The sequence below is a fragment of the Phytobacter ursingii genome, from assembly GCF_001022135.1.
GTDB classification, from domain to species: Bacteria; Pseudomonadota; Gammaproteobacteria; order Enterobacterales; family Enterobacteriaceae; genus Phytobacter; species Phytobacter ursingii.
The window spans coordinates 4,579,979-4,604,281 of record NZ_CP011602.1; the positions used below are offsets into that span (position 1 = coordinate 4,579,979).

The 24,303-nt window shown below is 52.8% G+C and carries 23 protein-coding genes; 18 read left to right on the plus strand and 5 right to left on the minus strand.

Going from position 1 to position 24,303, the window contains the following annotated elements; genetic code table 11:
- Window positions 1-43: 43 nt before the first annotated feature.
- The 17 genes from atpE to AB182_RS25220 all read left to right on the plus strand — a co-directional run bounded on the left by atpE (window position 44) and on the right by AB182_RS25220 (window position 18,367).
- Window positions 44-283: a F0F1 ATP synthase subunit C gene (gene atpE / locus AB182_RS25140; protein WP_004393045.1), complete on the plus strand. Its 240-nt coding sequence runs from the start codon at window positions 44-46 to the stop codon at window positions 281-283.
- Window positions 284-342: 59 nt separating this feature from the next.
- A complete protein-coding gene (gene atpF / locus AB182_RS25145) occupies window positions 343-813 on the plus strand; it encodes a F0F1 ATP synthase subunit B (protein ID WP_007369369.1) in 471 nt (156 codons plus the stop codon).
- A gap of 14 nt (window positions 814-827) precedes the next feature.
- A complete protein-coding gene (atpH, locus tag AB182_RS25150; RefSeq protein WP_047372450.1) occupies window positions 828-1,361 on the plus strand; it encodes a F0F1 ATP synthase subunit delta in 534 nt (177 codons plus the stop codon).
- 12 nt (window positions 1,362-1,373) lie between these two features.
- Complete coding sequence (atpA, locus tag AB182_RS25155) at window positions 1,374-2,915, plus strand: F0F1 ATP synthase subunit alpha (RefSeq protein ID WP_047372451.1); 1,542 nt, start codon at window positions 1,374-1,376, stop codon at window positions 2,913-2,915.
- 50 nt (window positions 2,916-2,965) lie between these two features.
- Window positions 2,966-3,829: a F0F1 ATP synthase subunit gamma gene (gene atpG, locus AB182_RS25160; RefSeq protein WP_039080005.1), complete on the plus strand. Its 864-nt coding sequence runs from the start codon at window positions 2,966-2,968 to the stop codon at window positions 3,827-3,829.
- Window positions 3,830-3,860: 31 nt separating this feature from the next.
- Complete coding sequence (gene atpD / locus AB182_RS25165) at window positions 3,861-5,243, plus strand: F0F1 ATP synthase subunit beta (RefSeq protein WP_039080006.1); 1,383 nt, start codon at window positions 3,861-3,863, stop codon at window positions 5,241-5,243.
- A gap of 20 nt (window positions 5,244-5,263) precedes the next feature.
- A complete protein-coding gene (locus AB182_RS25170; RefSeq protein WP_039080007.1) occupies window positions 5,264-5,683 on the plus strand; it encodes a F0F1 ATP synthase subunit epsilon in 420 nt (139 codons plus the stop codon).
- 331 nt (window positions 5,684-6,014) lie between these two features.
- Entirely contained in the window at window positions 6,015-7,385 is a 1,371-nt protein-coding gene (gene glmU, locus AB182_RS25175) for a bifunctional UDP-N-acetylglucosamine diphosphorylase/glucosamine-1-phosphate N-acetyltransferase GlmU (RefSeq protein ID WP_047372452.1), read from the plus strand.
- A gap of 297 nt (window positions 7,386-7,682) precedes the next feature.
- Window positions 7,683-9,512 (plus strand): glutamine--fructose-6-phosphate transaminase (isomerizing), encoded by a 1,830-nt coding sequence (glmS, locus tag AB182_RS25180; protein ID WP_047372453.1) that lies wholly within the window; start codon window positions 7,683-7,685, stop codon window positions 9,510-9,512.
- A gap of 67 nt (window positions 9,513-9,579) precedes the next feature.
- Window positions 9,580-10,152 carry a hypothetical protein gene (locus tag AB182_RS25185; protein WP_047372454.1) on the plus strand — a complete coding sequence of 191 codons (573 nt, stop codon included), beginning with the start codon at window positions 9,580-9,582 and terminating at the stop codon, window positions 10,150-10,152.
- A gap of 273 nt (window positions 10,153-10,425) precedes the next feature.
- Window positions 10,426-11,466, plus strand: a complete 1,041-nt coding sequence (pstS, locus tag AB182_RS25190) for a phosphate ABC transporter substrate-binding protein PstS (protein WP_039080011.1) — start codon at window positions 10,426-10,428, stop codon at window positions 11,464-11,466.
- 192 nt (window positions 11,467-11,658) lie between these two features.
- Complete coding sequence (pstC, locus tag AB182_RS25195) at window positions 11,659-12,618, plus strand: phosphate ABC transporter permease PstC (protein ID WP_047372455.1); 960 nt, start codon at window positions 11,659-11,661, stop codon at window positions 12,616-12,618.
- Complete coding sequence (gene pstA / locus AB182_RS25200) at window positions 12,618-13,505, plus strand: phosphate ABC transporter permease PstA (RefSeq protein WP_047372456.1); 888 nt, start codon at window positions 12,618-12,620, stop codon at window positions 13,503-13,505. The genes pstC and pstA overlap by 1 nt, the downstream gene beginning before the upstream one ends.
- A 46-nt stretch (window positions 13,506-13,551) precedes the next feature.
- Window positions 13,552-14,325, plus strand: a complete 774-nt coding sequence (gene pstB / locus AB182_RS25205; protein ID WP_039080014.1) for a phosphate ABC transporter ATP-binding protein PstB — start codon at window positions 13,552-13,554, stop codon at window positions 14,323-14,325.
- A gap of 136 nt (window positions 14,326-14,461) precedes the next feature.
- Window positions 14,462-15,187 (plus strand): phosphate signaling complex protein PhoU, encoded by a 726-nt coding sequence (gene phoU / locus AB182_RS25210; RefSeq protein WP_039080015.1) that lies wholly within the window; start codon window positions 14,462-14,464, stop codon window positions 15,185-15,187.
- Between the two features lie 397 nt (window positions 15,188-15,584).
- Window positions 15,585-17,138, plus strand: coding sequence for a carbohydrate porin (locus tag AB182_RS25215; protein ID WP_223883638.1), 1,554 nt, complete (start codon window positions 15,585-15,587; stop codon window positions 17,136-17,138).
- 50 nt (window positions 17,139-17,188) lie between these two features.
- Window positions 17,189-18,367: an esterase gene (locus tag AB182_RS25220; RefSeq protein WP_047372457.1), complete on the plus strand. Its 1,179-nt coding sequence runs from the start codon at window positions 17,189-17,191 to the stop codon at window positions 18,365-18,367.
- A gap of 39 nt (window positions 18,368-18,406) precedes the next feature.
- Here the strand turns inward: AB182_RS25220 and yieH are convergent, their stop codons facing one another.
- On the minus strand, window positions 18,407-19,072 hold the full coding sequence (gene yieH / locus AB182_RS25225) for a 6-phosphogluconate phosphatase (protein WP_047372458.1): 666 nt from the start codon (window positions 19,070-19,072) through the stop codon (window positions 18,407-18,409).
- A 168-nt stretch (window positions 19,073-19,240) separates the two neighbouring features.
- On the opposite strand from yieH, the gene AB182_RS25230 reads away from it, so the two are divergent.
- Window positions 19,241-20,578 carry an NCS2 family permease gene (locus AB182_RS25230; RefSeq protein WP_039080019.1) on the plus strand — a complete coding sequence of 446 codons (1,338 nt, stop codon included), beginning with the start codon at window positions 19,241-19,243 and terminating at the stop codon, window positions 20,576-20,578.
- 80 nt (window positions 20,579-20,658) lie between these two features.
- Here AB182_RS25230 and AB182_RS25235 read toward each other — a convergent pair whose 3' ends face one another.
- The 4 genes from AB182_RS25235 to mnmE form a co-directional block, all read right to left on the minus strand.
- Window positions 20,659-21,225 (minus strand): NADPH-dependent FMN reductase, encoded by a 567-nt coding sequence (locus tag AB182_RS25235; RefSeq protein WP_047372459.1) that lies wholly within the window; start codon window positions 21,223-21,225, stop codon window positions 20,659-20,661.
- A gap of 20 nt (window positions 21,226-21,245) precedes the next feature.
- Window positions 21,246-21,992: a 4'-phosphopantetheinyl transferase family protein gene (locus tag AB182_RS25240; protein ID WP_047372460.1), complete on the minus strand. Its 747-nt coding sequence runs from the start codon at window positions 21,990-21,992 to the stop codon at window positions 21,246-21,248.
- 161 nt (window positions 21,993-22,153) lie between these two features.
- The gene (locus AB182_RS25245) at window positions 22,154-22,837 is read right to left on the minus strand and encodes a hypothetical protein (protein WP_047372461.1); all 684 of its coding nucleotides are present in this window, start codon (window positions 22,835-22,837) and stop codon (window positions 22,154-22,156) included.
- Window positions 22,834-24,198, minus strand: coding sequence for a tRNA uridine-5-carboxymethylaminomethyl(34) synthesis GTPase MnmE (gene mnmE / locus AB182_RS25250; protein ID WP_047372462.1), 1,365 nt, complete (start codon window positions 24,196-24,198; stop codon window positions 22,834-22,836). The genes AB182_RS25245 and mnmE overlap by 4 nt, the downstream gene beginning before the upstream one ends.
- Window positions 24,199-24,303 lie beyond the last annotated feature (105 nt).

Sequence of the window (24,303 nt, forward strand, 5' to 3'; positions counted from 1 at the left end):
AACAACACTACTACGTTTTAACTGAAACAATCTGGAGACTGTCATGGAAAACCTGAATATGGATCTGCTGTACATGGCTGCCGCTATTATGATGGGTCTGGCGGCAATCGGTGCTGCGATCGGTATCGGCATCCTCGGGGGTAAATTCCTGGAAGGCGCAGCGCGTCAACCTGATCTGATTCCTCTTCTGCGTACTCAGTTCTTTATCGTTATGGGTCTGGTGGACGCAATCCCGATGATCGCTGTAGGTCTGGGTCTGTACGTGATGTTTGCTGTCGCGTAGTAAGGGTTGCTTTTTACAGCAAGTATTTAGAACGTTAACCAGATAAGAGGCATTGTGCTGTGAATCTAAACGCAACAATCCTCGGCCAGGCCATCGCGTTTGTCCTGTTCGTTCTGTTCTGCATGAAGTATGTATGGCCGCCATTAATGGCAGCCATTGAAAAACGTCAGAAAGAAATCGCTGACGGTTTGGCTTCTGCGGAACGAGCTAAGAAGGATTTGGACCTTGCACAGGCCAATGCGACCGACCAGCTGAAAAAAGCGAAAGCAGAAGCTCAGGTCATCATTGAGCAGGCGAACAAACGCCGCGCTCAGATCCTGGACGAAGCGAAAGCAGAAGCCGAGCAGGAACGTAACAAAATCGTGGCGCAGGCTCAGGCGGAAATTGACGCCGAGCGTAAACGCGCTCGCGAAGAGCTGCGTAAACAAGTGGCTCTGCTGGCTGTTGCCGGCGCCGAGAAGATCATCGAGCGTTCCGTGGATGAAGCTGCTAACAGCGACATCGTGAATAAACTGGTCGCTGAACTGTAAGGAGGGAGGGGCTGATGTCTGAATTTGTAACGGTAGCTCGCCCCTACGCCAAAGCAGCTTTTGACTTTGCTGTCGAACACCAGGGTGTCGATCGCTGGCAGGATATGCTGGCGTTCGCAGCCGAGGTGACGAAAAACGAACATATGGCAGAGCTTCTCTCCGGTGCTATTGCACCGGAAACGCTTGCCGAGTCGTTTATCGCAGTCTGTGGGGAGCAACTTGACGACAACGGTCAGAACCTGATTCGGGTGATGGCTGAAAATGGTCGTCTTAAAGTGCTTCCTGATGTTCTTGAGCAGTTTGTTCAATTGCGTGCAGCCAGCGAGGCTACCGCAGAAGTCGAAGTGACCTCTGCGACCGCACTGAGTGAAGAACAGCTTTCGAAAATCAGCGCCGCGATGGAAAAACGTCTGTCACGCAAAGTTAAGCTGAATTGCAAAATCGATAAGTCTGTAATGGCAGGTGTTATCATCCGTGCGGGTGATATGGTCATTGATGGTAGCGTACGCGGCCGTCTTGAACGCCTCGCAGACGTCTTGCAGTCTTAAGGGGACTGGAGCATGCAACTGAATTCCACCGAAATCAGCGAACTGATCAAGCAGCGCATTGCTCAGTTCAATGTTGTGAGTGAAGCTCACAACGAAGGTACTATTGTTTCTGTAAGTGACGGTGTTATCCGCATCCACGGCCTGGCCGATTGTATGCAGGGTGAGATGATTTCCCTGCCGGGTAACCGTTACGCTATCGCACTGAACCTGGAGCGCGACTCTGTAGGTGCCGTTGTGATGGGGCCGTACGCTGACCTCGCCGAAGGCATGAAGGTTAAATGTACGGGTCGTATCCTGGAAGTTCCGGTTGGTCGTGGTCTGCTGGGCCGCGTTGTGAACACCCTGGGTGCGCCGATTGATGGTAAAGGTCCGCTGGAGCACGACGGCTTCTCCGCTGTTGAAGCTATCGCGCCGGGCGTTATCGAACGTCAATCCGTCGATCAGCCGGTACAGACCGGTTATAAATCCGTTGACGCCATGATCCCAATCGGTCGTGGTCAGCGTGAATTGATCATCGGTGACCGTCAGACCGGTAAAACCGCTCTGGCTATCGACGCCATCATCAACCAGCGTGATTCCGGCATCAAGTGCGTCTACGTGGCTATCGGCCAAAAAGCGTCCACCATTTCTAACGTGGTGCGTAAACTGGAAGAACACGGCGCGCTGGCTAACACCATCGTTGTGGTGGCTACCGCATCTGAATCCGCCGCACTGCAATACCTGGCACCGTATGCCGGTTGCGCGATGGGCGAATATTTCCGTGACCGCGGTGAAGATGCGCTGATCATTTATGATGATCTGTCTAAACAGGCCGTTGCTTACCGTCAGATTTCCCTGCTGCTCCGTCGTCCGCCAGGACGTGAAGCATTCCCGGGCGACGTATTCTACCTCCACTCTCGTCTGCTGGAGCGTGCTGCGCGTGTTAACGCCGAATACGTTGAAGCCTTCACCAAAGGTGAAGTGACTGGGAAAACCGGCTCTCTGACCGCTCTGCCGATTATCGAAACGCAGGCTGGTGACGTTTCCGCGTTCGTTCCGACTAACGTAATTTCCATTACCGATGGTCAGATCTTCCTGGAAACCAACCTGTTTAACGCCGGTATTCGTCCTGCGGTTAACCCGGGTATCTCCGTATCCCGTGTGGGTGGCGCAGCGCAGACCAAGATCATGAAAAAACTGTCCGGTGGTATTCGTACCGCGCTGGCGCAGTATCGTGAACTGGCAGCGTTCTCCCAGTTTGCCTCTGACCTTGACGATGCAACCCGTAAACAGCTTGACCACGGTCAGAAAGTGACCGAACTGCTGAAACAGAAACAGTATGCGCCGATGTCCGTTGCGCAGCAGTCTCTGGTTCTGTTCGCAGCAGAACGTGGTTATCTGGCGGATGTAGAACTGGCGAAAATCGGTAGCTTCGAAGCCGCTCTGCTGGCTTACGTTGACCGTGACCACGCTCCGTTGATGCAAGAGATCAACCAGTCCGGTGGCTATAACGACGAAATCGAAGGCAAGCTGAAAGGCATCCTCGATTCCTTCAAAGCAACCCAGTCCTGGTAACGTCTGGTGGCCTGCCTTAGGGCAGGCCGCAAGGCATTGAGGAGAAGCTCATGGCCGGCGCAAAAGAGATACGTAGTAAGATCGCAAGCGTCCAGAACACGCAAAAGATCACTAAAGCGATGGAAATGGTCGCCGCTTCCAAAATGCGTAAATCGCAGGATCGCATGGCGGCCAGCCGTCCTTATGCAGATACCATGCGCAAAGTGATTGGTCACCTTGCGAACGGTAATCTGGAATATAAGCACCCTTACCTGGAAGAACGCGACGTTAAACGTGTGGGCTACCTGGTGGTGTCGACCGACCGTGGTCTGTGTGGCGGCTTGAACATTAACCTGTTCAAGAAAGTACTGGCGGATATGAAAGCATGGTCCGATAAAGGCGTTCAGAGCGACCTCGCGATGATCGGCTCGAAAGGCGTGTCCTTCTTTAATTCCGTTGGTGGCAACGTTGTCGCCCAGGTGACCGGTATGGGTGATAACCCGTCCCTGTCCGAACTGATCGGCTCGGTTAAAGTGATGTTGCAGGCCTACGACGAAGGTCGTCTGGACAAGCTTTACATTGTCAGCAACAAATTTATCAACACCATGTCTCAGGTTCCAACCATCACCCAACTGCTGCCGTTACCGGCAGAAGAAGATGAAGAGTTGAAGCGTAAATCCTGGGATTATCTGTATGAACCTGATCCAAAGGCGCTGCTGGATACTCTCCTGCGTCGTTATGTGGAATCTCAGGTTTATCAGGGTGTTGTTGAAAACCTGGCCAGCGAGCAGGCCGCACGTATGGTGGCGATGAAAGCCGCGACCGATAATGGCGGCAGCCTGATTAAAGAGCTGCAGTTGGTTTACAACAAAGCTCGTCAGGCCAGCATTACTCAGGAACTCACCGAGATCGTCTCGGGGGCCGCCGCGGTTTAACCAGGTTTACGAATTTCGTAGAGGATTCAAGATGGCTACTGGAAAAATTATCCAGGTAATCGGCGCCGTGGTGGACGTCGAGTTCCCTCAGGATGCCGTACCACGAGTGTACGATGCACTTGAGGTAAAGAATGGTGAAGAGCGTCTGGTGCTGGAAGTTCAGCAACAGCTCGGCGGTGGCGTTGTACGTACCATCGCAATGGGTTCTTCTGACGGTCTGCGTCGTGGTCTGGAAGTAACGGACCTGGCTCACCCGATCGAAGTCCCGGTAGGTAAAGCAACATTGGGTCGTATCATGAACGTACTGGGCGAACCAGTAGACATGAAAGGCGACATCGGTGAAGAAGAGCGTTGGGCGATCCACCGTGCAGCACCGTCCTACGAAGAGTTGTCAAACTCTCAGGAACTGCTGGAAACCGGTATCAAAGTTATCGACCTGATGTGTCCGTTCGCTAAGGGCGGTAAAGTGGGTCTGTTCGGTGGTGCGGGTGTAGGTAAAACCGTAAACATGATGGAGCTTATTCGTAACATCGCGATCGAGCACTCCGGTTACTCTGTGTTTGCGGGCGTAGGTGAACGTACTCGTGAGGGTAACGACTTCTACCACGAAATGACCGACTCCAACGTTATCGACAAAGTATCCCTGGTGTATGGCCAGATGAACGAGCCGCCGGGAAACCGTCTGCGCGTTGCACTGACCGGTCTGACCATGGCTGAGAAGTTCCGTGACGAAGGTCGTGACGTACTGTTGTTCGTTGACAACATCTACCGTTACACCCTGGCCGGTACGGAAGTATCCGCACTGCTGGGCCGTATGCCTTCTGCGGTAGGTTACCAGCCGACGCTGGCGGAAGAGATGGGCGTTCTGCAGGAACGTATCACCTCCACCAAAACCGGTTCTATCACCTCCGTACAGGCGGTATACGTACCTGCGGATGACTTGACTGACCCGTCACCAGCCACCACCTTTGCGCACTTAGATGCAACCGTGGTACTGAGCCGTCAGATCGCGTCTCTGGGTATCTACCCGGCCGTTGACCCGCTGGACTCCACCAGCCGTCAGCTGGATCCACTGGTGGTTGGTCAGGAGCACTACGACACTGCGCGTGGCGTACAGTCTATCCTGCAGCGTTACCAGGAACTGAAAGACATCATCGCCATCCTGGGTATGGATGAGCTGTCAGAAGAAGACAAACTGGTGGTAGCACGTGCGCGTAAGATCCAGCGCTTCCTGTCCCAGCCGTTCTTCGTGGCAGAAGTGTTTACCGGTTCTCCGGGCAAATACGTCTCCCTGAAAGACACCATCCGTGGCTTTAAAGGCATCATGGAAGGCGAATACGATCACCTGCCGGAGCAGGCGTTCTACATGGTCGGTTCCATTGACGAAGCCGTGGAAAAAGCCAAAAAACTTTAACGCCTTAATCGGAGGGTGATATGGCAATGACTTACCACCTGGACGTCGTCAGCGCAGAGCAACAAATGTTCTCTGGTCTGGTCGAGAAAATCCAGGTAACGGGTAGCGAAGGTGAACTGGGTATTTACCCGGGTCACGCGCCGCTGCTCACCGCCATTAAGCCTGGTATGATCCGCATCGTGAAACAGCACGGTCATGAAGAGTTTATCTATCTGTCCGGCGGCATTCTTGAAGTGCAGCCTGGCAACGTGACCGTACTGGCTGATACCGCTATTCGTGGCCAGGATCTCGACGAAGCGCGAGCGCTGGAATCGAAACGTAAAGCCGAAGAGCACATTAAGAGCTCGCACGGCGACGTGGATTACGCTCAGGCGTCTGCCGAACTGGCGAAAGCTATTGCGAAACTGCGCGTTATCGAGTTGACCAAAAAAGCGATGTAACACCGGCTTAAAGTCAAAAAGCCAGTCTGATTATCAGGCTGGCTTTTTTTATGGGCAAAATCTGTACTTTTATTGATGACACAAATGCCCTGCTCAATACTTTATTCACCGCTAAAAAAAATAGCAAAAACATCGTCCTGCTCACGATATCCGGGCAGGAAGCGCTATTTTTGCAGATAAAGTACCGTGTAAAAGCAAAAAAAATGCCCTAAATTACGCTCTGGTAAGGCAGGTTGTGCATTTTACTTTCTTGCCATTTCGCGTTGAAAAAAATGTAGAATTTTCAAGGTGAAACAGTAAAACTTCCACTCAAATTAAAGTCAGGACGCGTATGTTGAACACGAAAATGAGTGTGGTGATCCTTGCCGCTGGCAAAGGCACACGCATGTATTCCGATCTTCCGAAAGTGCTGCATACCCTTGCAGGGAAAGCGATGGTTCAGCATGTTATTGATGTGGCGAATAATCTTGGCGCCGATCATGTACACCTTGTCTATGGGCACGGCGGCGATCTGTTAAAACAAACGCTGTCTGACGACAAACTCAACTGGGTGTTACAGGCTGAGCAACTGGGTACCGGGCATGCAATGCAGCAGGCTGCGCCCTTCTTCGCTGACGACGAAGATATCCTGATGCTTTATGGCGATGTGCCCCTGATCTCCATCGATACCCTCACCCGCCTGCGCGAAGCAAAACCGCAAGGGGGGATTGGTCTGCTCACCGTGAAGCTTGACGATCCAAGTGGATATGGCCGAATTACGCGTGAGAACGGTAAAGTTACCGGCATTGTTGAACATAAAGATGCGACCGAGCAGCAGCGCCAGATCCAGGAAATCAATACCGGTATTCTGATAGCAAACGGCGGCGACATGAAACGCTGGCTGAGTCAGCTCACCAATAATAATGCGCAGGGTGAGTATTACATCACCGACATCATTGCTCTTGCTTATCAGGAAGGTCATGAAATCGCAGCCGTCCATCCGCAGCGCCTGAGTGAAGTGGAGGGGGTGAACAACCGCCTCCAGCTCTCCCGCCTCGAACGTGTCTATCAAACTGAGCAGGCTGAAAGATTGCTTCTTGCTGGCGTGATGTTGCGCGATCCGGCACGCTTCGATCTGCGTGGAACCCTGACGCATGGGCGGGATGTTGAGATTGATGCTAACGTGATTGTTGAAGGTGACGTCAAACTTGGCAACCGCGTGAAAATTGGCGCGGGTTGTGTCATCAAAAACAGCGTAATTGGCGATGACTGTGAAATCAGCCCTTACAGCGTGCTGGAAGATGCCACGCTTGAAGCTGCCTGTACGATTGGCCCGTTTGCCCGCCTGCGTCCGGGCGCTGAATTACAGGAAGGTGCGCACGTAGGTAACTTCGTTGAAATGAAGAAAGCGCGTTTGGGCAAAGGCTCGAAAGCCGGTCATCTGACGTACCTTGGCGATGCGGAAATTGGCGACAACGTCAATATCGGCGCGGGGACCATCACCTGTAATTATGACGGGGCCAACAAACACAAGACGATTATTGGCGATGATGTATTTGTCGGGTCCGACACCCAACTGGTGGCCCCGGTGAGCGTGGGTAAAGGGGCAACCATAGCGGCAGGCACGACAGTGACCCGTAATGTCGCCGATAACGAACTGGTTTTAAGCCGCGTGCCGCAGGTCCATAAACAGGGCTGGCAGCGTCCGGTGAAGAAAAAGTAATTTTCATGCCGGAGAAATCCGGCAAACAGGGATGAGGGGATAACATAATCCCCCGCCCGATAATCAGTACCATAAAAATAACCCCACTCTCTACAAGGCTCGGGGCGCCCAAAAAAGGGCATTACCCAAAGAATTCGCGTTGTGGCAAGGCGGCAAATGCGTGAGGCCATGGGAGCTTACTGATGTAAGTGACCATGGCGAACACATGTAGCCAACGCAGTTACAGCGTGAAAGACAAAGGGTGAAAACAGGTCAGCGACAACGCATGGCACAATGCCATAATCAGGAAATCTAACTATGTGTGGAATTGTTGGCGCAGTTGCGCAGCGTGATATTGCTGAAATCCTTCTGGAAGGCTTACGTCGTCTGGAATACCGTGGCTATGACTCTGCCGGTCTGGCAGTGGTTGATGCAGAAGGTCATATGACCCGTCTGCGTCGTCTCGGCAAAGTACAGATGCTGGCTCAGGCCGCGGAAGAGCATCCGTTACACGGTGGTACCGGTATTGCTCACACCCGTTGGGCGACGCACGGTGAACCTTCCGAGGGCAACGCACACCCGCATGTGTCTGAACACATCGTTGTAGTACACAACGGCATTATCGAAAACCACGAACCGCTGCGCGAAGAATTGAAAGCGCGCGGCTACACTTTTGTTTCTGAGACCGATACAGAAGTGATTGCTCACTTAGTGCACTGGGAGCTGGCGCAAGGCGGTACGCTGCGTGATGCTGTACTGCGTACTATCCCGCAACTGCGCGGCGCGTACGGCACAGTCATCATGGATTCCCGCGATCCGAGCACGCTGCTGGCTGCTCGCTCCGGTAGTCCGATGGTTATCGGTCTGGGCATGGGGGAAAACTTTATCGCGTCCGATCAACTGGCTCTGCTGCCGGTGACGCGTCGCTTTATCTTCCTTGAAGAAGGTGATATCGCTGAGGTAACACGCCGTAGCGTGACGGTGTTTGATAAAACGGGCGCGCAGGTTAAGCGTCAGGAGATCGAATCCAATCTGCAATATGACGCAGGCGATAAAGGCGCTTACCGTCACTATATGCAAAAAGAGATCTACGAACAGCCGAATGCGATTAAAAACACGCTGACCGGGCGTATCAGCCACGGTGAAGTGGATTTAAGTGAACTGGGCTCACATGCCAATGATCTGCTGAGCAAAGTTGAGCACATCCAGATCATCGCCTGCGGTACCTCGTATAACTCCGGCATGGTTTCTCGCTACTGGTTTGAATCGCTGGCGGGTATTCCGTGTGATGTAGAGATCGCCTCCGAGTTCCGTTACCGCAAATCTGCCGTGCGTCGCAATAGTCTGATGATTACACTGTCTCAGTCTGGCGAAACGGCCGACACTCTGGCGGGGCTGCGTCTGTCTAAAGAGCTGGGCTATCTGGGCTCGCTGGCTATCTGTAACGTTCCTGGTTCCTCGCTGGTGCGTGAATCCGATTTGGCCATCATGACCAATGCGGGTACGGAAATTGGCGTGGCTTCGACCAAAGCCTTCACGACTCAGTTAACCGTGCTGCTGATGCTGGTGGCGAAACTGAGCCATCTGAAAGGGCTGGATGCCTCTGTCGAACATAGCATTGTTCACGGTCTGCAGACGCTGCCGAGCCGCATTGAACAGATGCTGTCGCAGGATAAACGCATCGCGCAACTGGCAGAGGACTTCTCTGACAAGCATCACGCCTTGTTCCTTGGTCGTGGCGATCAATACCCGATTGCCCTGGAAGGCGCGCTGAAGCTCAAAGAGATCTCCTATATTCATGCAGAAGCGTATGCCGCTGGTGAACTGAAACATGGCCCACTGGCCCTGATTGATGATGATATGCCGGTTATCGTCATTGCGCCGAACAATGAACTGTTGGAAAAACTGAAATCCAACATTGAAGAAGTTCGCGCTCGTGGCGGTGTACTGTATGTCTTCGCCGATCAGGATGCTGGCTTTGTCAGCAGCGATACCATGCATATCATTGATATGCCGCATGTTGATGAAGTTATTGCCCCTATCTTCTACACTGTTCCGCTACAGCTGCTGGCCTATCACGTTGCGCTGATTAAAGGCACTGATGTGGACCAGCCGCGCAATCTGGCAAAATCGGTGACCGTGGAATAAAGTCGTAAACACGTCATGACGCATAAAAGAGGTTGCCTGGTGGCAGCCTCTTTTTTTCAGGATGATGATGAATCTGTTGAAACGCATAATCGGGCGCAAATTTTTGGCGCTCATCGACTACTGCGACAAGGTGGAAGCAGCAATATCGGGCCGTAAACTTGCGCAATTAAAACAGCTGGCAGAGGCCTTTCAGGAAATGCCGAAGGCTTACTACATCCGCGTGACGACATATTTCGGCAGCATACTGGCGCTGTTTTATACCTTGCTTTTGAGCTATGTCGGACTTGCCATTGCACTCAGAACCGTTACCGGCGGCTGGGGTGTTATCACAGGTCTTGTTGTCTTTATTCTGCTGGTGATGGCGTTATCAGGAGCAGATAAAGGGAGAACACGATCCCTGAGATTATTTTTAGCCGTCTGGTCGCTGTTATGTGTTTGCAATGTGCTGGTGGCAGGATGGCTGCTGTTCGCCTCTTTTTCATGGTTAAGTGTCGGTTGTTGGGCCGGGAGTTTACTTCTCTTATGGCTAACACGGCAGGTCATGAACGGGCCAGAACTGACGAAACTGATGCAGTGGCGTGTTTCACTTCGGATAGCGCAGTATCGGCGCCAGGCATTGACGCAACCCAGACGCAAATGAATTGATCTGCGGCTATCTTTTGTCGATTTTTGCTGGGACATCTTGCCGGCATCTACTACTTTTTTAGTGTCATAAAACTAAAATCTTGCTGACATCTCACTGTCATGAAACACGTTATCTTGCTGATAAATCATACAAGATACGGTTAATCTATGTGAAAGCTGTCATTGTCATCAAACAGTAACAATCATTGCATATAACTGTCATCAAAGTGTCCTATTTTGCTCGTCGTAGCCACTTAAACAACGATTTACGATTCTTGCAGGAGACATTATGAACGTTATGCGTACCACTGTCGCAACTGTTGTCGCCGCGACCTTTTCTCTGAGTGCATTTGCAGTTAACGCCGCTGCAAGCCTGACAGGTGCGGGTGCAACTTTCCCGGCGCCGGTGTATGCCAAATGGGCTGATACCTACCAGAAAGAAACCGGTAATAAGGTTAACTACCAGGGTATCGGTTCTTCTGGCGGCGTAAAACAGATCACTGCAAACACTGTAGACTTCGGCGCTTCTGATGCTCCGCTGGCTGACGATAAACTGGCTCAGGAAGGCCTGTTCCAGTTCCCGACCGTCATCGGCGGCGTTGTTCTGGCTGTTAACCTGGAAGGTTTCAAATCTGGTGAACTGGTGCTGGACGGTAAAACGCTGGGCGATATTTATCTGGGCAAAATCAAAAAATGGGATGATGCGGCCATTGCTAAGCTGAACCCGGGTAAGAAACTGCCTTCTCAGAATATCGCTGTTGTGCGTCGTGCTGATGGTTCCGGTACCTCTTTCGTGTTTACCAGCTATCTGGCAAAAGTTAACGAAGAGTGGAAATCCTCTGTCGGCGCTGGCTCTACTGTTAACTGGCCGACCGGTCTGGGCGGTAAAGGTAACGACGGTATCGCTGCATTCGTACAACGTCTGCCGGGCTCCATTGGTTATGTTGAATATGCGTATGCTAAGCAGAATAACCTGACCTACACCAAACTGCTGTCTGCTGATGGCAAGCCGGTTAGCCCGACCGAAGCAAACTTCTCCAATGCGACCAAAAACATCGACTGGAGCAAATCTTTTGCACAGGACCTGACCAACCAAAAAGGTGCCGATGTGTGGCCGATTACGTCCACCACCTTCATCCTGGTTCACAAAGAGCAGAAAAATCCTGAGCAGGGCGCAGAAGTGCTGAAATTCTTCGACTGGGCATACAAAAACGGCGGCAAACAGGCTAATGACCTGGACTACGCTACCCTGCCTGAGAGTGTTGTTGCACAGATTCGCGCTGCATGGAAAACCAACGTGAAAGACAGCAGCGGTAAAGCGCTGTACTAAATACCCGTCATACTTCGAGCCGCAGCTGTGTTGGCTGCACTTGTCCACCCCAGTTACATAGTGAATCTATGCTCCTGGGGGTTCACAAGTTTGCCGCCTTGCTGCAACTCGAATTATTTAGGGTATGGCATTACGTTAGCCAGGAAGCACGATAAAATGCGCGCTTCCTGGCCCAAACTTAAAGAGTGATTTATGGCTGCAACCAAGCCGGCTTTTAGCCCCCCGGGCAAAAAAGGTGACATGATTTTCAGCGCGCTGGTAAAACTGGCTGCGCTGATTGTGCTATTGCTGCTCGGCGGCATTATCGTGTCTCTGATTTTCTCCTCATGGCCGAGTATCCAGAAATTTGGTTTTTCCTTCTTATGGAACAAAGAGTGGGATGCGCCGAATGAAACCTTTGGGGCACTGGTTCCCATTTACGGTACGCTGGTCACGTCATTTATCGCACTGCTGATTGCCGTTCCGGTGAGTTTTGGTATCGCATTGTTCCTGACGGAGCTGGCGCCTGGCTGGCTGAAACGTCCTCTGGGGATTGCGATTGAACTGCTGGCGGCTATTCCGAGTATCGTTTACGGCATGTGGGGCTTGTTTATTTTTGCGCCGCTGTTTGCCAAATATTTCCAGGAGCCGGTCGGCAACGTCATGTCCGCGATTCCGTTTGTTGGCGCCCTTTTCTCTGGCCCGGCATTTGGTATTGGTATCCTGGCTGCTGGGGTCATCCTCGCCATTATGATCATTCCGTACATCGCCGCCGTTATGCGCGATGTATTCGAACAAACCCCGGTGATGATGAAAGAGTCTGCCTACGGTATCGGCTGCACCACGTGGGAAGTTATCTGGCGTATTGTTCTGCCGTTCACCAAAAATGGCGTTATCGGCGGCATTATGCTGGGGCTGGGTCGTGCACTGGGCGAAACCATGGCGGTGACCTTCATCATCGGTAACACTTACCAGCTCGATAACGCCTCGCTGTACATGCCTGGCAACAGTATTACCTCCGCGCTGGCGAATGAGTTTGCCGAAGCGGAATCCGGTCTGCACGTTGCCGCCTTGATGGAACTGGGTCTTATCCTCTTCGTCATTACCTTTATTGTGCTGGCGATTTCGAAGTTCATGATCATGCGCCTGGCGAAAAATGAGGGGGCCCGATAATGGCTACGCTTGAAATGCAAACCACCGCAGAGCTGGCTGAATCTCGCCGCAAGATGCAGGCTAAGCGCCGTACCAAAAACCGTATCGCCCTGACGCTGTCGATGGCGACCATGGCTTTTGGTTTGTTCTGGCTGGTCTGGATCCTGCTGTCGACCATTGGGCGTGGCTTTGATGGGATGTCTCTGGCGCTCTTTACCGAAATGACGCCGCCGCCGAACACGGCGGGTGGGGGGCTGGCGAATGCGCTGGCGGGAAGCGCGCTGCTCATCTTCTGGGCGACCGCTGTTGGTACGCCGCTGGGTATTATGGCCGGGATCTATCTGGCCGAGTATGGTCGTAAATCGATTCTGGCCGAAATTATCCGTTTCATTAACGATATTCTGCTTTCCGCACCGTCTATTGTTGTTGGCCTGTTCGTTTACACCATTGTGGTGGCGCAGATGCAACACTTCTCTGGCTGGGCGGGTGTGATTGCGCTGGCGCTGCTGCAGGTGCCGATAGTCATTCGTACCACCGAGAACATGCTGAAACTGGTGCCGGACAGCCTGCGAGAAGCGGCTTACGCGCTGGGGACACCAAAGTGGAAGATGATTTCCGCGATTACCGTGAAAGCTTCTATCTCCGGGATCATGACCGGCGTACTGCTGGCGGTTGCGCGTATTGCAGGTGAAACCGCACCGCTGCTGTTTACCGCGCTGTCGAACCAGTTCTGGAGCACCGACATGATGAGGCCGATTGCGAACTTACCGGTCACCATCTTTAAGTTTGCGATGAGCCCGTTTGCTGAATGGCAGCAACTGGCCTGGGCCGGTGTCCTGATTATCACGCTGTGTGTGCTGTTGCTGAACATTCTGGCGCGTGTCATTTTCGCGGCGAAGAAACACTAATTTTTGCGGCGCGGTGTAACGCGGTGCCGAGTGAGGAAAGAGATAAATGAGTATGGTTGATACCACGCCGGGCAAAATTCAGGTTCGCGATTTGAACTTCTATTACGGCAAATTCCATGCCCTGAAAAACATCAGCCTGGACATTGCTAAAAACCAGGTAACGGCGTTTATCGGGCCGTCAGGCTGCGGTAAGTCAACGCTGCTGCGTACGTTCAATAAAATGTTTGAACTGTACCCGGAACAACGCGCAGAAGGTGAAATTCTGCTGGATGGGGATAACATTCTCACCAATACTCAGGATATCGCCCTGTTGCGTGCAAAAGTTGGGATGGTTTTCCAGAAGCCAACGCCGTTCCCGATGTCGATTTACGACAACATCGCCTTCGGCGTGCGTCTGTTTGAAAAACTTTCTCGCGCCGATATGGACGAACGCGTGCAATGGGCCTTGACCAAGGCTGCATTATGGAATGAAACCAAGGATAAATTGCACCAGAGCGGGTACTCTCTTTCCGGTGGCCAGCAGCAGCGTCTGTGTATTGCCCGCGGGATTGCGATCCGTCCGGAAGTGTTACTGCTGGACGAACCTTGTTCGGCACTCGACCCCATTTCGACTGGTCGTATCGAAGAATTGATCACCGAGTTGAAGCAGGATTACACCGTGGTCATCGTCACTCACAACATGCAGCAGGCTGCGCGTTGTTCCGATCACACGGCGTTTATGTATCTCGGCGAATTGATTGAGTTCAGCAACACAGATGACCTGTTCACCAAGCCGAAGAAAAAGCAAACCGAAGATTATATTACTGGCCGCTACGGTTGATTTGCCATACTGCTTTCAGGCTCTAGCTGTGTTGGCTGCCTTTGTTCACCCCGGTCGTATCGTGTGATGCGCTCCGGGGATTCGCTCAGTTGCCGCCTTGTTATAGCCCAAAAATAGTTGGGCATCAGGAGACACCATGGACAACCTCAATCTTAACAAACATATTTCGGGCCAGTTCAACGCTGAGCTGGAGAGTATCCGTACTCAGGTCATGACCATGGGTGGGATGGTAGAGCAACAACTTTCTGATGCGATCACTGCGATGCATAACCAGGACAGCGAGCTGGCTCAGCGCGTTGTTGAGGGTGATAAGCAGGTGAACATGATGGAAGTCGCTATCGACGAAGCCTGCGTACGCATCATTGCAAAGCGCCAGCCGACCGCCAGCGACCTGCGTCTGGTCATGGCGATCATCAAAACGATCGCTGAACTGGAACGTATTGGTGATGTTGCCGATAAAATCTGTCGTACCGCGCTGGAGAAATTCTCTTCGCAGCACCAGCCGCTGCTGGTGAGCCTGGAGTCACTCGGCCGTCACACCGTGCAGATGTTGCACGACGTGCTGGATGCCTTCGCGCGTATGGATATTGACGAAGCGGTGCGTATTTACCGTGAAGATAAAAAAGTCGACCAGGAATATGAAGGCATCGTGCGTCAGCTGATGACCTACATGATGGAAGACCCGCGTACTATTCCGAGCGTGTTGACTGCGCTGTTCTGCGCCCGTTCCATCGAACGTATCGGCGACCGTTGCCAGAATATCTGCGAATACATTTTCTATTTCGTTAAAGGCCAGGACTTCCGTCACGTAGGTGGCGATGAACTGGATAAATTGCTCGCCGGGAAAGATCCGAAAGAGTAAGGCTGATCGCCGTAAAACCTGTCGTCGACAGCAAGTGGCGACAGAAAAACTCGTTATAAATCACAATTTATTCTTTTGCTCATTGCTGGTGGTTTAAAAATCGCTATGTTGTGGGCTGAAACTGGATTGCTACCGCTTTGCGGGCTAAACCTGACATCTCTTCTTCGGAGGTGCCAGGTTTTTTGTTTTTTGGGCCGTTGAAAAAAACAGTCAGCCGCAAAGATGTGTCCAGTACAGGATTGTTACTGCTTTAGACAGGCAAAACCTGAACCCATACCCGATCACTCTCGGGTGGGTTCAGGTTTTTTTTTATCCAAAAAATGGTTGGATGGAAACCATGAAAAAAACAATACCCTTAATTCTGGCATCATCTTTTTTATACTCAGTGACCCCAGCGATGGCCGCGAGCGGAAATATGACCATCGAGCAGCGACTTGCGGCGCTGGAGAAAGACCTCAGCGAAACGAAAAAGGAATTACAGCGCTACAAGGACGAAGAGAAGAGTAAGCAGGCGGTTTATTTTGCCCAGGCCTCTTCTGCGCCTGCATCGGCGGCGGCAAATAAGGCGAAAGCGACCCCGGCTCCTGCACCCGCAGCTGTGCTGGTTCAGACAGCGCCAGCGCCGGGCGCTCAACCGTCTAAAACTGACGATGTTTCATCTATGTCGATGAAAGATCTCAGTAAGTTCGTTAAAGATGAAATTGGGTTTAGTTACAACGGTTATTTCCGTTCTGGTTGGGCGACCACCACTAACGGATCCCCAAAATCCTGGGCTATCGGCTCGCTGGGGCGTTTTGGCAACGAATACACCAGCTGGTTTGATTTGCAGTTCTCCCAGCGCGTCTATAACGAAAATGGTAAGAGTGCGAAAGCGGTCGTCATGCTGGATGGCAACGTTGGACAGTCTTACTCTGCTGGCTGGTTTGGTGATAACAGCACCAACGAAAACTACCTGCAATTTTCCGATATCTACCTCACCACCACCGGTTTCCTGCCATTCGCCCCGGAAGCGGATCTGTGGGTGGGTAAGCATCAACTTCCCAAATATGAAGTGCAAATGCTCGACTGGAAAACGCAGCGTACCGACTCATCAGGCGGCGCCGGGATTGAAAACATGAAGCTTGGCAGCGGTAAGCTCGATATTGCGCTGTTGCGTGAGGATATTGACCAGTACGACCGCTCACTGAGCCACTCACAGAAACTCAATACCAACACCGTTGATGTCCGCTACAAAGCCATTCCGTTGTGGGATAAAGCCGAGCTGATGATCAATGGCCGTTATGCGATGGCGAACTCAACGGATACGCAGAAAGAGAACGTGAACGACAACGGGTATTACAAATGGAAAGATACCTGGATGTTTGGCACGGCGTTAACGCAGAAATTCAAAAATGGCGGCTATAACGAATTCAGCTTCCTGATGGCCAACAACTCGCTGGCAAGCAGCTTTGCCCGCTACAGCGGCTCCAGTCCGTATATCGCGTTCAATGGCCGTTACTATGGCGACCACACCAACGGTACGGCGATTCGTCTGGTTTCGCAGGGTGAAACCTATTTACGTGACGATGTGATCGTGGCCAACGCGCTGGTCTACTCACGCGGCGAAGATGTCTATAGCTATGAGACGGGCGCACACAGTGATTTCAACAGCTATCGCGCGGTGGTGCGTCCGGCGTATATCTGGGACAAATACAACCAGACGGGCGTAGAACTGGCGTATTTCAACCAGCAGAATAAAAATCAGTATGGCGCGAAATTCAAAGAGGCGGGGTATAAAACCACGCTTTACCATACGCTTAAAGTCAACACCAGCATGCTGACGTCCCGTCCGGAAATTCGTTTTTATGGTACCTACATCCATGCGCTGGACAACGAACTGGATAATTTCAGCTTCGCTGACGAGAAAAACAATCAGTTTGCCGCAGGCGTTCAGGCTGAGGTCTGGTGGTAATGCCCGCACAGGGATTTACATGAACGAGACAATAAAATGAGGGATTTGCTATGAAAAGAAACATCGCCTGTCTGACACTCGCCATCACTGCGCTGCTGGGTGGTGCCGCCCTGCCTGCGTTCGCCGCACCCTTTCCGGCAACCCCGGACATGTCGGTGCCGGTGAGCCAGTACGTAACCCAGGTGAACGCTGATAAAAGCATTACCTTTCGCCTGTTTGCGCCCGCAGCAAAACGGGTGTCGGTGGTGACCGGTTCCACCCCGGACAGCTTTGTCTCCCATGATATGAGCAAAGATGAGAGCGGCGTCTGGTCCTGGAAAAGCGATTCTCTGACGCCGAATCTGTACGAGTACTACTTTGATGTGGATGGTTTCCGCTCGGTAGACACAGGAAGCCGTTTTCAGAAACCGCAGCGTCAGGTTAACACCAGCCTGATCCTGGTACCGGGAAGTATTCTTGACGATCGCGCCGTACCGCATGGCGATCTGTTGACGGTAACCTATCACTCGAAAGAATTGCGCTCAGAACGTCGCGTCTATATCTGGACGCCGCCGGGCTATAACAGCAAAGGCGAACCCCTGCCGGTGCTCTATTTCTATCATGGTTTTGGCGACACCGGTCTGTCCGCTATCGATCAGGGACGTTTGCCGCAGATAATGGACAACCTGCTGGCGGAGGGGAAAATCAAGCCGATGCTGGTGGTCGTTCCGGATACGGAAACGGATATTGTGCAGGCCATACCGGAAAATTACCCACCAAAAGATCGTCGCAAAGCATTTTATCCCCTCAATGCGAAAGCGGCCGATCGCGAGTTGATGCATGACATTATACCGATGGTCGATGCACGGTTTAACGTGCGTAAAGATGCAAACGGACGCGCGCTGGCTGGCTTATCGCAGGGCGGTTATCAGGCGCTGGTATCCGGGATGAACCATCTGGATAGCTTTGGCTGGCTGGCAACATTCAGCGGCGTGACCACCACCACCGTTCCGGATGCCGGTGTTACCGCTCAGCTCAATAAACCTCAGGAGATCAATAAGCAACTGCATAACTTCACGGTAGTGGTCGGCGAAAAAGATTCTGTTACCGGGAAAGATATTGCCGGACTGAAAACCGACCTGGAAAAACAGGGGATCAAGTTTGACTATAAAATGTACCCTGGGCTGAACCACGAAATGGATGTCTGGCGTCCGGCTTATGCCGAGTTTGTGCAGAAACTGTTTAAGTGATGCATTACGCCTCTCCTGTTATGGGGGAGGCGTTTACCGTTAGCGCGTAATGTTCCAGCCGCGCGCTTTCCACAATGCCGGGAGTTGCGACAGTTCGGTGAACGTGGTCACCTGCGGATGGTCGATCGGTTTGTTGTGCGGATCGGCACAGAAATAAAAGACTTCCATGCCCGCTGCGATACCCGATTGCGCGCCCGCCACCGAGTCATCAATCAGAATGCAGCGTGTCGTATTCACATTCAGCGCTTTTGCCGCATGGAACATCAGTTCCGGGTCCGGCTTCCAGCGTTGAATATCGTAGCCGCTAAACAGGCGTTCCGGGAAATGGTGCAGAAGGCCTGTTTTGCCAAGAGAGTGTTCCATTTTGCTTACCGGCCCGTTAGAGACCACGCAAACAGGCACGCTGACCGCATCGAGTAACTCCTTCGCCCCCGGAATGATTTCCAGCTCGGAATCAAACAGCCGCGCCACTTCGCTGCGAAAAACCGGCTCCAGCTTCGTCTTATCCAGCGTCACGCCGTGTTCTTCACCTGTCACCTCAATGATCTCGTAGAGTTTCATCCCTTTGAAACGTTTGAACACCTCTTCAAGATCGAGCGTGATGCCAAATTCTTTAAACATATGCACATATGCGCGCGAACAGATGACTTCACTGTCGACCAGGGTGCCGTCACAGTCGAAAAATACTGCTTCTATTTGGGACATGTGATTTCCTGTAACTTGCAAGTTTATCGTTTACTTAAGGCAGATTACCCCACGCAATCGTTGCCGTATAAGCAAATTCAATGAAAAAAAGTGTGTGATAACCGTCAACATTGTCTCATTTTGGTATAGGATAGCGACGAATTTTCCCTCCTTGTTCGGAAATTGATAATGAGCCAACAACACACTACCCAGGCGTCGAGCCAAGGGTTGCTTGAGCGCGTGTTTAAACTGCGTGAACATGGCACGTCGGCACGCACCGAAGTGATCGCCGGTTTCACCACGTTTTTGACGATGGTTTACATCGTTTTTGTTAACCCGCAGATTTTGGGTGTCGCCGGGATGGACACCAGTGCGGTATTCGTCACCACCTGTCTGATTGCCGCGTTCGGCAGTATCCTGATGGGGCTGTTTGCTAACCTGCCGGTTGCGCTGGCACCCGCGATGGGCCTGAACGCTTTCTTCGCGTTTGTGGTTGTTGGTGCGATGGGGTTGTCCTGGCAGATTGGTATGGGCGCGATTTTCTGGGGCGCAGTCGGTCTGCTGTTGCTGACTATCTTCCGCGTGCGTTACTGGATGATTGCTAACATTCCGGTCAGCCTGCGTGTGGGCATCACCAGCGGTATTGGTCTGTTTATCGGCATGATGGGCCTGAAAAACGCCGGTGTGATTGTCCCGAACAAAGATACCCTGGTGGCGATTGGTAACCTGACATCTCATAGTGTTCTGCTGGGTGTTCTGGGCTTCTTCATCATTGCTGTTCTGGCTTCCCGCAATATTCACGCTGCGGTACTGATTTCTATCGTCGTGACCACCCTGCTGGGCTGGATGATGGGTGACGTGCAGTATCACGGGATTATTTCTGCGCCGCCGAGCGTGGCGAGCGTAGTGGGTAACGTTGACCTGGCCGGTTCATTCAACATTGGCCTGGCAGGCGTTATCTTCTCCTTTATGCTGGTTAACCTCTTTGACTCCTCCGGTACGCTGCTCGGTGTAACTGACAAAGCGGGTCTGGTTGATGAGAACGGTAAATTCCCGCGCATGAAGCAGGCGCTGTATGTCGACAGTATCTCTTCCGTGGCAGGTTCGTTCATTGGTACCTCTTCGGTGACCGCCTATATCGAATCCTCTTCCGGCGTCTCTGTTGGTGGCCGCACAGGCCTGACGGCTGTTGTCGTCGGCATCCTGTTCCTGCTGGTTATCTTCCTGTCGCCGTTGGCCGGAATGGTTCCTGCTTATGCTGCTGCGGGCGCGCTGATTTATGTTGGTGTCCTGATGACATCCAGCCTTTCTCGCGTGAAGTGGGATGACCTGACCGAAGCCGTCCCGGCATTTATTACCGCCGTAATGATGCCGTTCAGCTTCTCGATTACCGAAGGTATCGCGCTGGGCTTTATCTCTTACTGTGTGATGAAGCTGTTCACCGGTCGCCTGCGTGACCTCAGCCCGTGTGTGGTTGTGGTTGCGGTGCTGTTCGTGCTGAAAATTGTCTTTATCGACGCCAAATAAGCAGTAAGCCCTTTTCGAAGAAAAGGGCTTTCGTGTTTGCGCCCTCTCTCCGTGGGAGAGGGCATCAGCCCGCACTTCGCTTACGCTTTTACCCGCCTGATGTAATCGCCAAATGCCATCAACTGCCCGGTCAGATGATCGCGTGTACTCTGATCGACCACTTCTCCCGTTTGTTGATCGACTTTGCTCTGGATCACGCCGCCCATAAATTCCGGTTTGTTCATCACCATGGCATCAAGGAAGACCAGGATTTGCCGCAGGTGATACTGGCAACGCGCGCCGCCAATCGCGCCCATTGAGCTGGTCTGGATAAGCACCGGTTTGCCGGACAGCGGCTGTTCGGGAAGACGTGAGAGCCAGTCGATGGCGTTTTTCAGCCCGCCGGGTACGGAATAGTTATATTCCGGCGTCACAATGACCACCCCATCCGCCTCGCGAATCTGTTGTGCGATCTCTTCGATACGTGCGGGAAAACCGTTTTCCTGCTGCAAATCGGCGTCATACAGCGGAATGTCACCGATGGATGGTAACGGTAAAACGTCCATGCCCACAGGGGCCAGTTTGGGTAGCGTCCGCGCAACCATCGCGTTAAACGATCCTTTACGCAAACTACCCAGTAACGTCACAACGTTAAGTGATGCAGACATAATGACTCCTTGCAATCGGGTCAGTTAATAATAAGGGCTTTTTCTGCTGGTAAGCTGGTGAAGCGCATCAGGCGGGAGGCGGGATCGTTAGCGCGTGTCTGCACGTCAGGCAGAAAGCGCCACCCATTTCTACAATCAAACTCCCAGATCTTAAGGCTCTCGATGGCCGGCGTTACCGCAACCGACCAGATTAGGACATCCTCAGCATCGCATAACACTTCAACCTGAGCCAGTTGGGGAACGCGCAGTCGCCCGGCGCCGGGCAGGAGTTGCAGCATGCCGGGGGAATCCTGCATTTGATTGAGAAGCTTGAGCACGCTTTGTCTCAGGGTTGAGAGCTGCGCCTGTGCTTCGTTAGGGTCGTTTTGGTTATTGATCCACAGCTGTTCGTTGCTGCTGAACTGCCAGGCTTTTTGAGCATGAGGGCTATGAAAACTGCGGGTGGCGCGCTGTAACTCCATGTCCAGGCCACACTCACCTTCGGTGGTAATCGCCACACCAACCATATTTCCGGCGTACGCCAGAGAGAAATGGGGCAGGCCAGGATCGGAAAATTTCGGGCGTCCGCTGGACTCAATTATGATGTCCGGGAGCTCGCTGATGCCATAAAGCATAAACATCATTTCGGCGAGCAGTGCTCGTGAAGCCAGATAGCGCGACTGCTGGTGTTCAGGAAGTTGCCGGGCGCTGTTATGACAAGCCCCGGAGAGTCGCGTTGAAACTAAACATCCCTCTGAGAGGATCCCTCGTGCAAAATGCGTTGCCATTTTCCCTCCGTGATAATGGTCTGATGCAGGAAACGATAATCAACATTATCGCGCATACCGCATAGGTTTTAATGCGGAAAAACGCCGCTGAAAAGACCAAACTGGCCACATTTACAATATATTTAGTCAATATGTGCCCATCTACATATTTCCTGCACAATTCATTCAATCGGCAGTACGCGTGTCCAGTTGTAATTCACCTGAGCCAGTTTCAGCATTCCTTCTACGCTGCCGTAGCGATGCTGGCGATTTGTGAGGAAAAAGCGTCGTAAAGATGGGGGCAGGTATTGTGCACGATAACGTAATAACGTGGTGTGCCAGAATGGCGGTGGCAGAGGAGTGTGCGCATGACGGTCAAGCAGAGGAGTGCGCCAGGGGGAGGCGAGTAGCGCGTCGCAAAATTGCTGGCGCGCCTGTTGGCTTTTCTCATCAGGAATGCCCGCCAGTAAAATCTGGCCCGGTAGCGCAACCAGCCGTAGTTCACTGATGCAGACGCTATGTTGCCGCCAGCGCTGCCAGAGCGTCAGCAAAGTGCCTATGTCATCCGGCGGCTCTGCGGCGGTATAAAGCGGCAAAGTGATCGGGAGAAAGGTAAAGTGCAGGCCGTTAGCAGGCATGACATCGGCCAGCGTATCGCCGCTTACCCGTATCGCCAGCTGCTGGCGCAGGGAAGCGACAAGAGTGGGCAATGGTGGCTGAATACCGCTGGCCAGCGCCAGTTTGTGCGGATCGTAATAGCCTTGCAGCATAATGTCGCCGCAATCAGGCGCTTTTTGCCAGGCGGCCAGCGTACGTTCGCTGGTCGCTTCGTAAAGCGCTGACAGGCTATCGTTCGTCTGGCTCATTTACCGATACAGAAGCTGGAGAAAATACGGCCCAGCAGATCGTCGGAGGTAAACTCTCCGGTGATCTCACTTAACGCCTGCTGCGCAAGTCTCAGCTCTTCTGCCAGCAGTTCCCCTGCCCAGGCGCCCAGTAGCTGCGCTTTGCCCTGTTCAAGGTGACTGGCAGCGTCTGACAGTGCCTGCAGATGGCGACGACGCGCCAGAAAGCCGCCTTCCATACGGGTATCAAAACCCATGCTCTGCTTGAGATGGTTACGCAACTCATCCACGCCTTCACCAGTACGTGCCGACAGACGAATCAGTGAGTGACCATTTACATCGCTGATACCCAGCGTTTCGCCGGTCACATCCGCTTTGTTACGCACCACGGTAATGGGCAGTTTGTCGGGCAGACGGGCGATAAAGTCCGGCCAAATCTCTGCCGGGTCAACGGCGCTGGTCGTCGTACCATCTACCATAAACAGTACGCGGTCTGCCTGTTCAATCTCCTGCCAGGCTCGCTCAATACCGATGCGCTCGACTTCGTCGCTGGCATCGCGCAACCCGGCGGTGTCGATAATATGCAACGGCATGCCATCAATGTGGATATGCTCGCGCAATACATCGCGCGTGGTGCCAGCGATATCTGTCACGATCGCAGCCTCACGGCCCGCCAGCGCATTCAGCAGGCTCGATTTCCCGGCGTTTGGACGCCCGGCAATCACTACCTTCATCCCTTCGCGTAGCAGGCTACCCTGGCGAGCTTCGGCACGCACGGCATCTAAATCGCCCATCACGCTGTTGAGCTGAGCTTCTATTTTGCCGTCGGACAGGAAGTCGATTTCCTCATCCGGGAAATCAATCGCCGCTTCCACGTAAATGCGCAGGTGAGTAAGTGCTTCCACAAGGTGATTAATGCGTACGGAAAAAGCCCCCTGCAGTGAGTTCAGCGCCGAGCGTGCCGCCTGTTCTGAACTGGCGTCAATCAGATCGGCAATGGCTTCCGCCTGGGCTAAATCAAGCTTGTCATTGAGGAACGCCCGCTCAGAGAACTCTCCCGGCTTTGCAATGCGTACGCCCGGGAGCAGCAGAATACGTTTGAGCAGCAGATCGAGGATCACCGGGCCGCCGTGGCCCTGCAGTTCCAGCACATCTTCGCCGGTGAAGGAGTTCGGGCCCGGAAACCACAACGCAATACCCTGATCTAACACGGTGCCGTCTGCCTCTTTAAATGGCAGATAGTCGGCGTAGCGGGGTTTTGGCAGCTTGCCCAGTACGGCTTGCGCGACATCGCGCGCGTTAAGACCGGAAATACGCAGGATACCAACGCCACCGCGTCCCGGTGGGGTAGCCTGGGCGACGATCGTGTCGTTATGGCTCATGATATGTCTCGCTGAAAACAAATAAAAAAGGCGGTCATTTGACCGCCTTCTCTGGCATTAACTCTACCGTGGATACTCGAAATAATTCAAGTTGCAGGAAGGCGG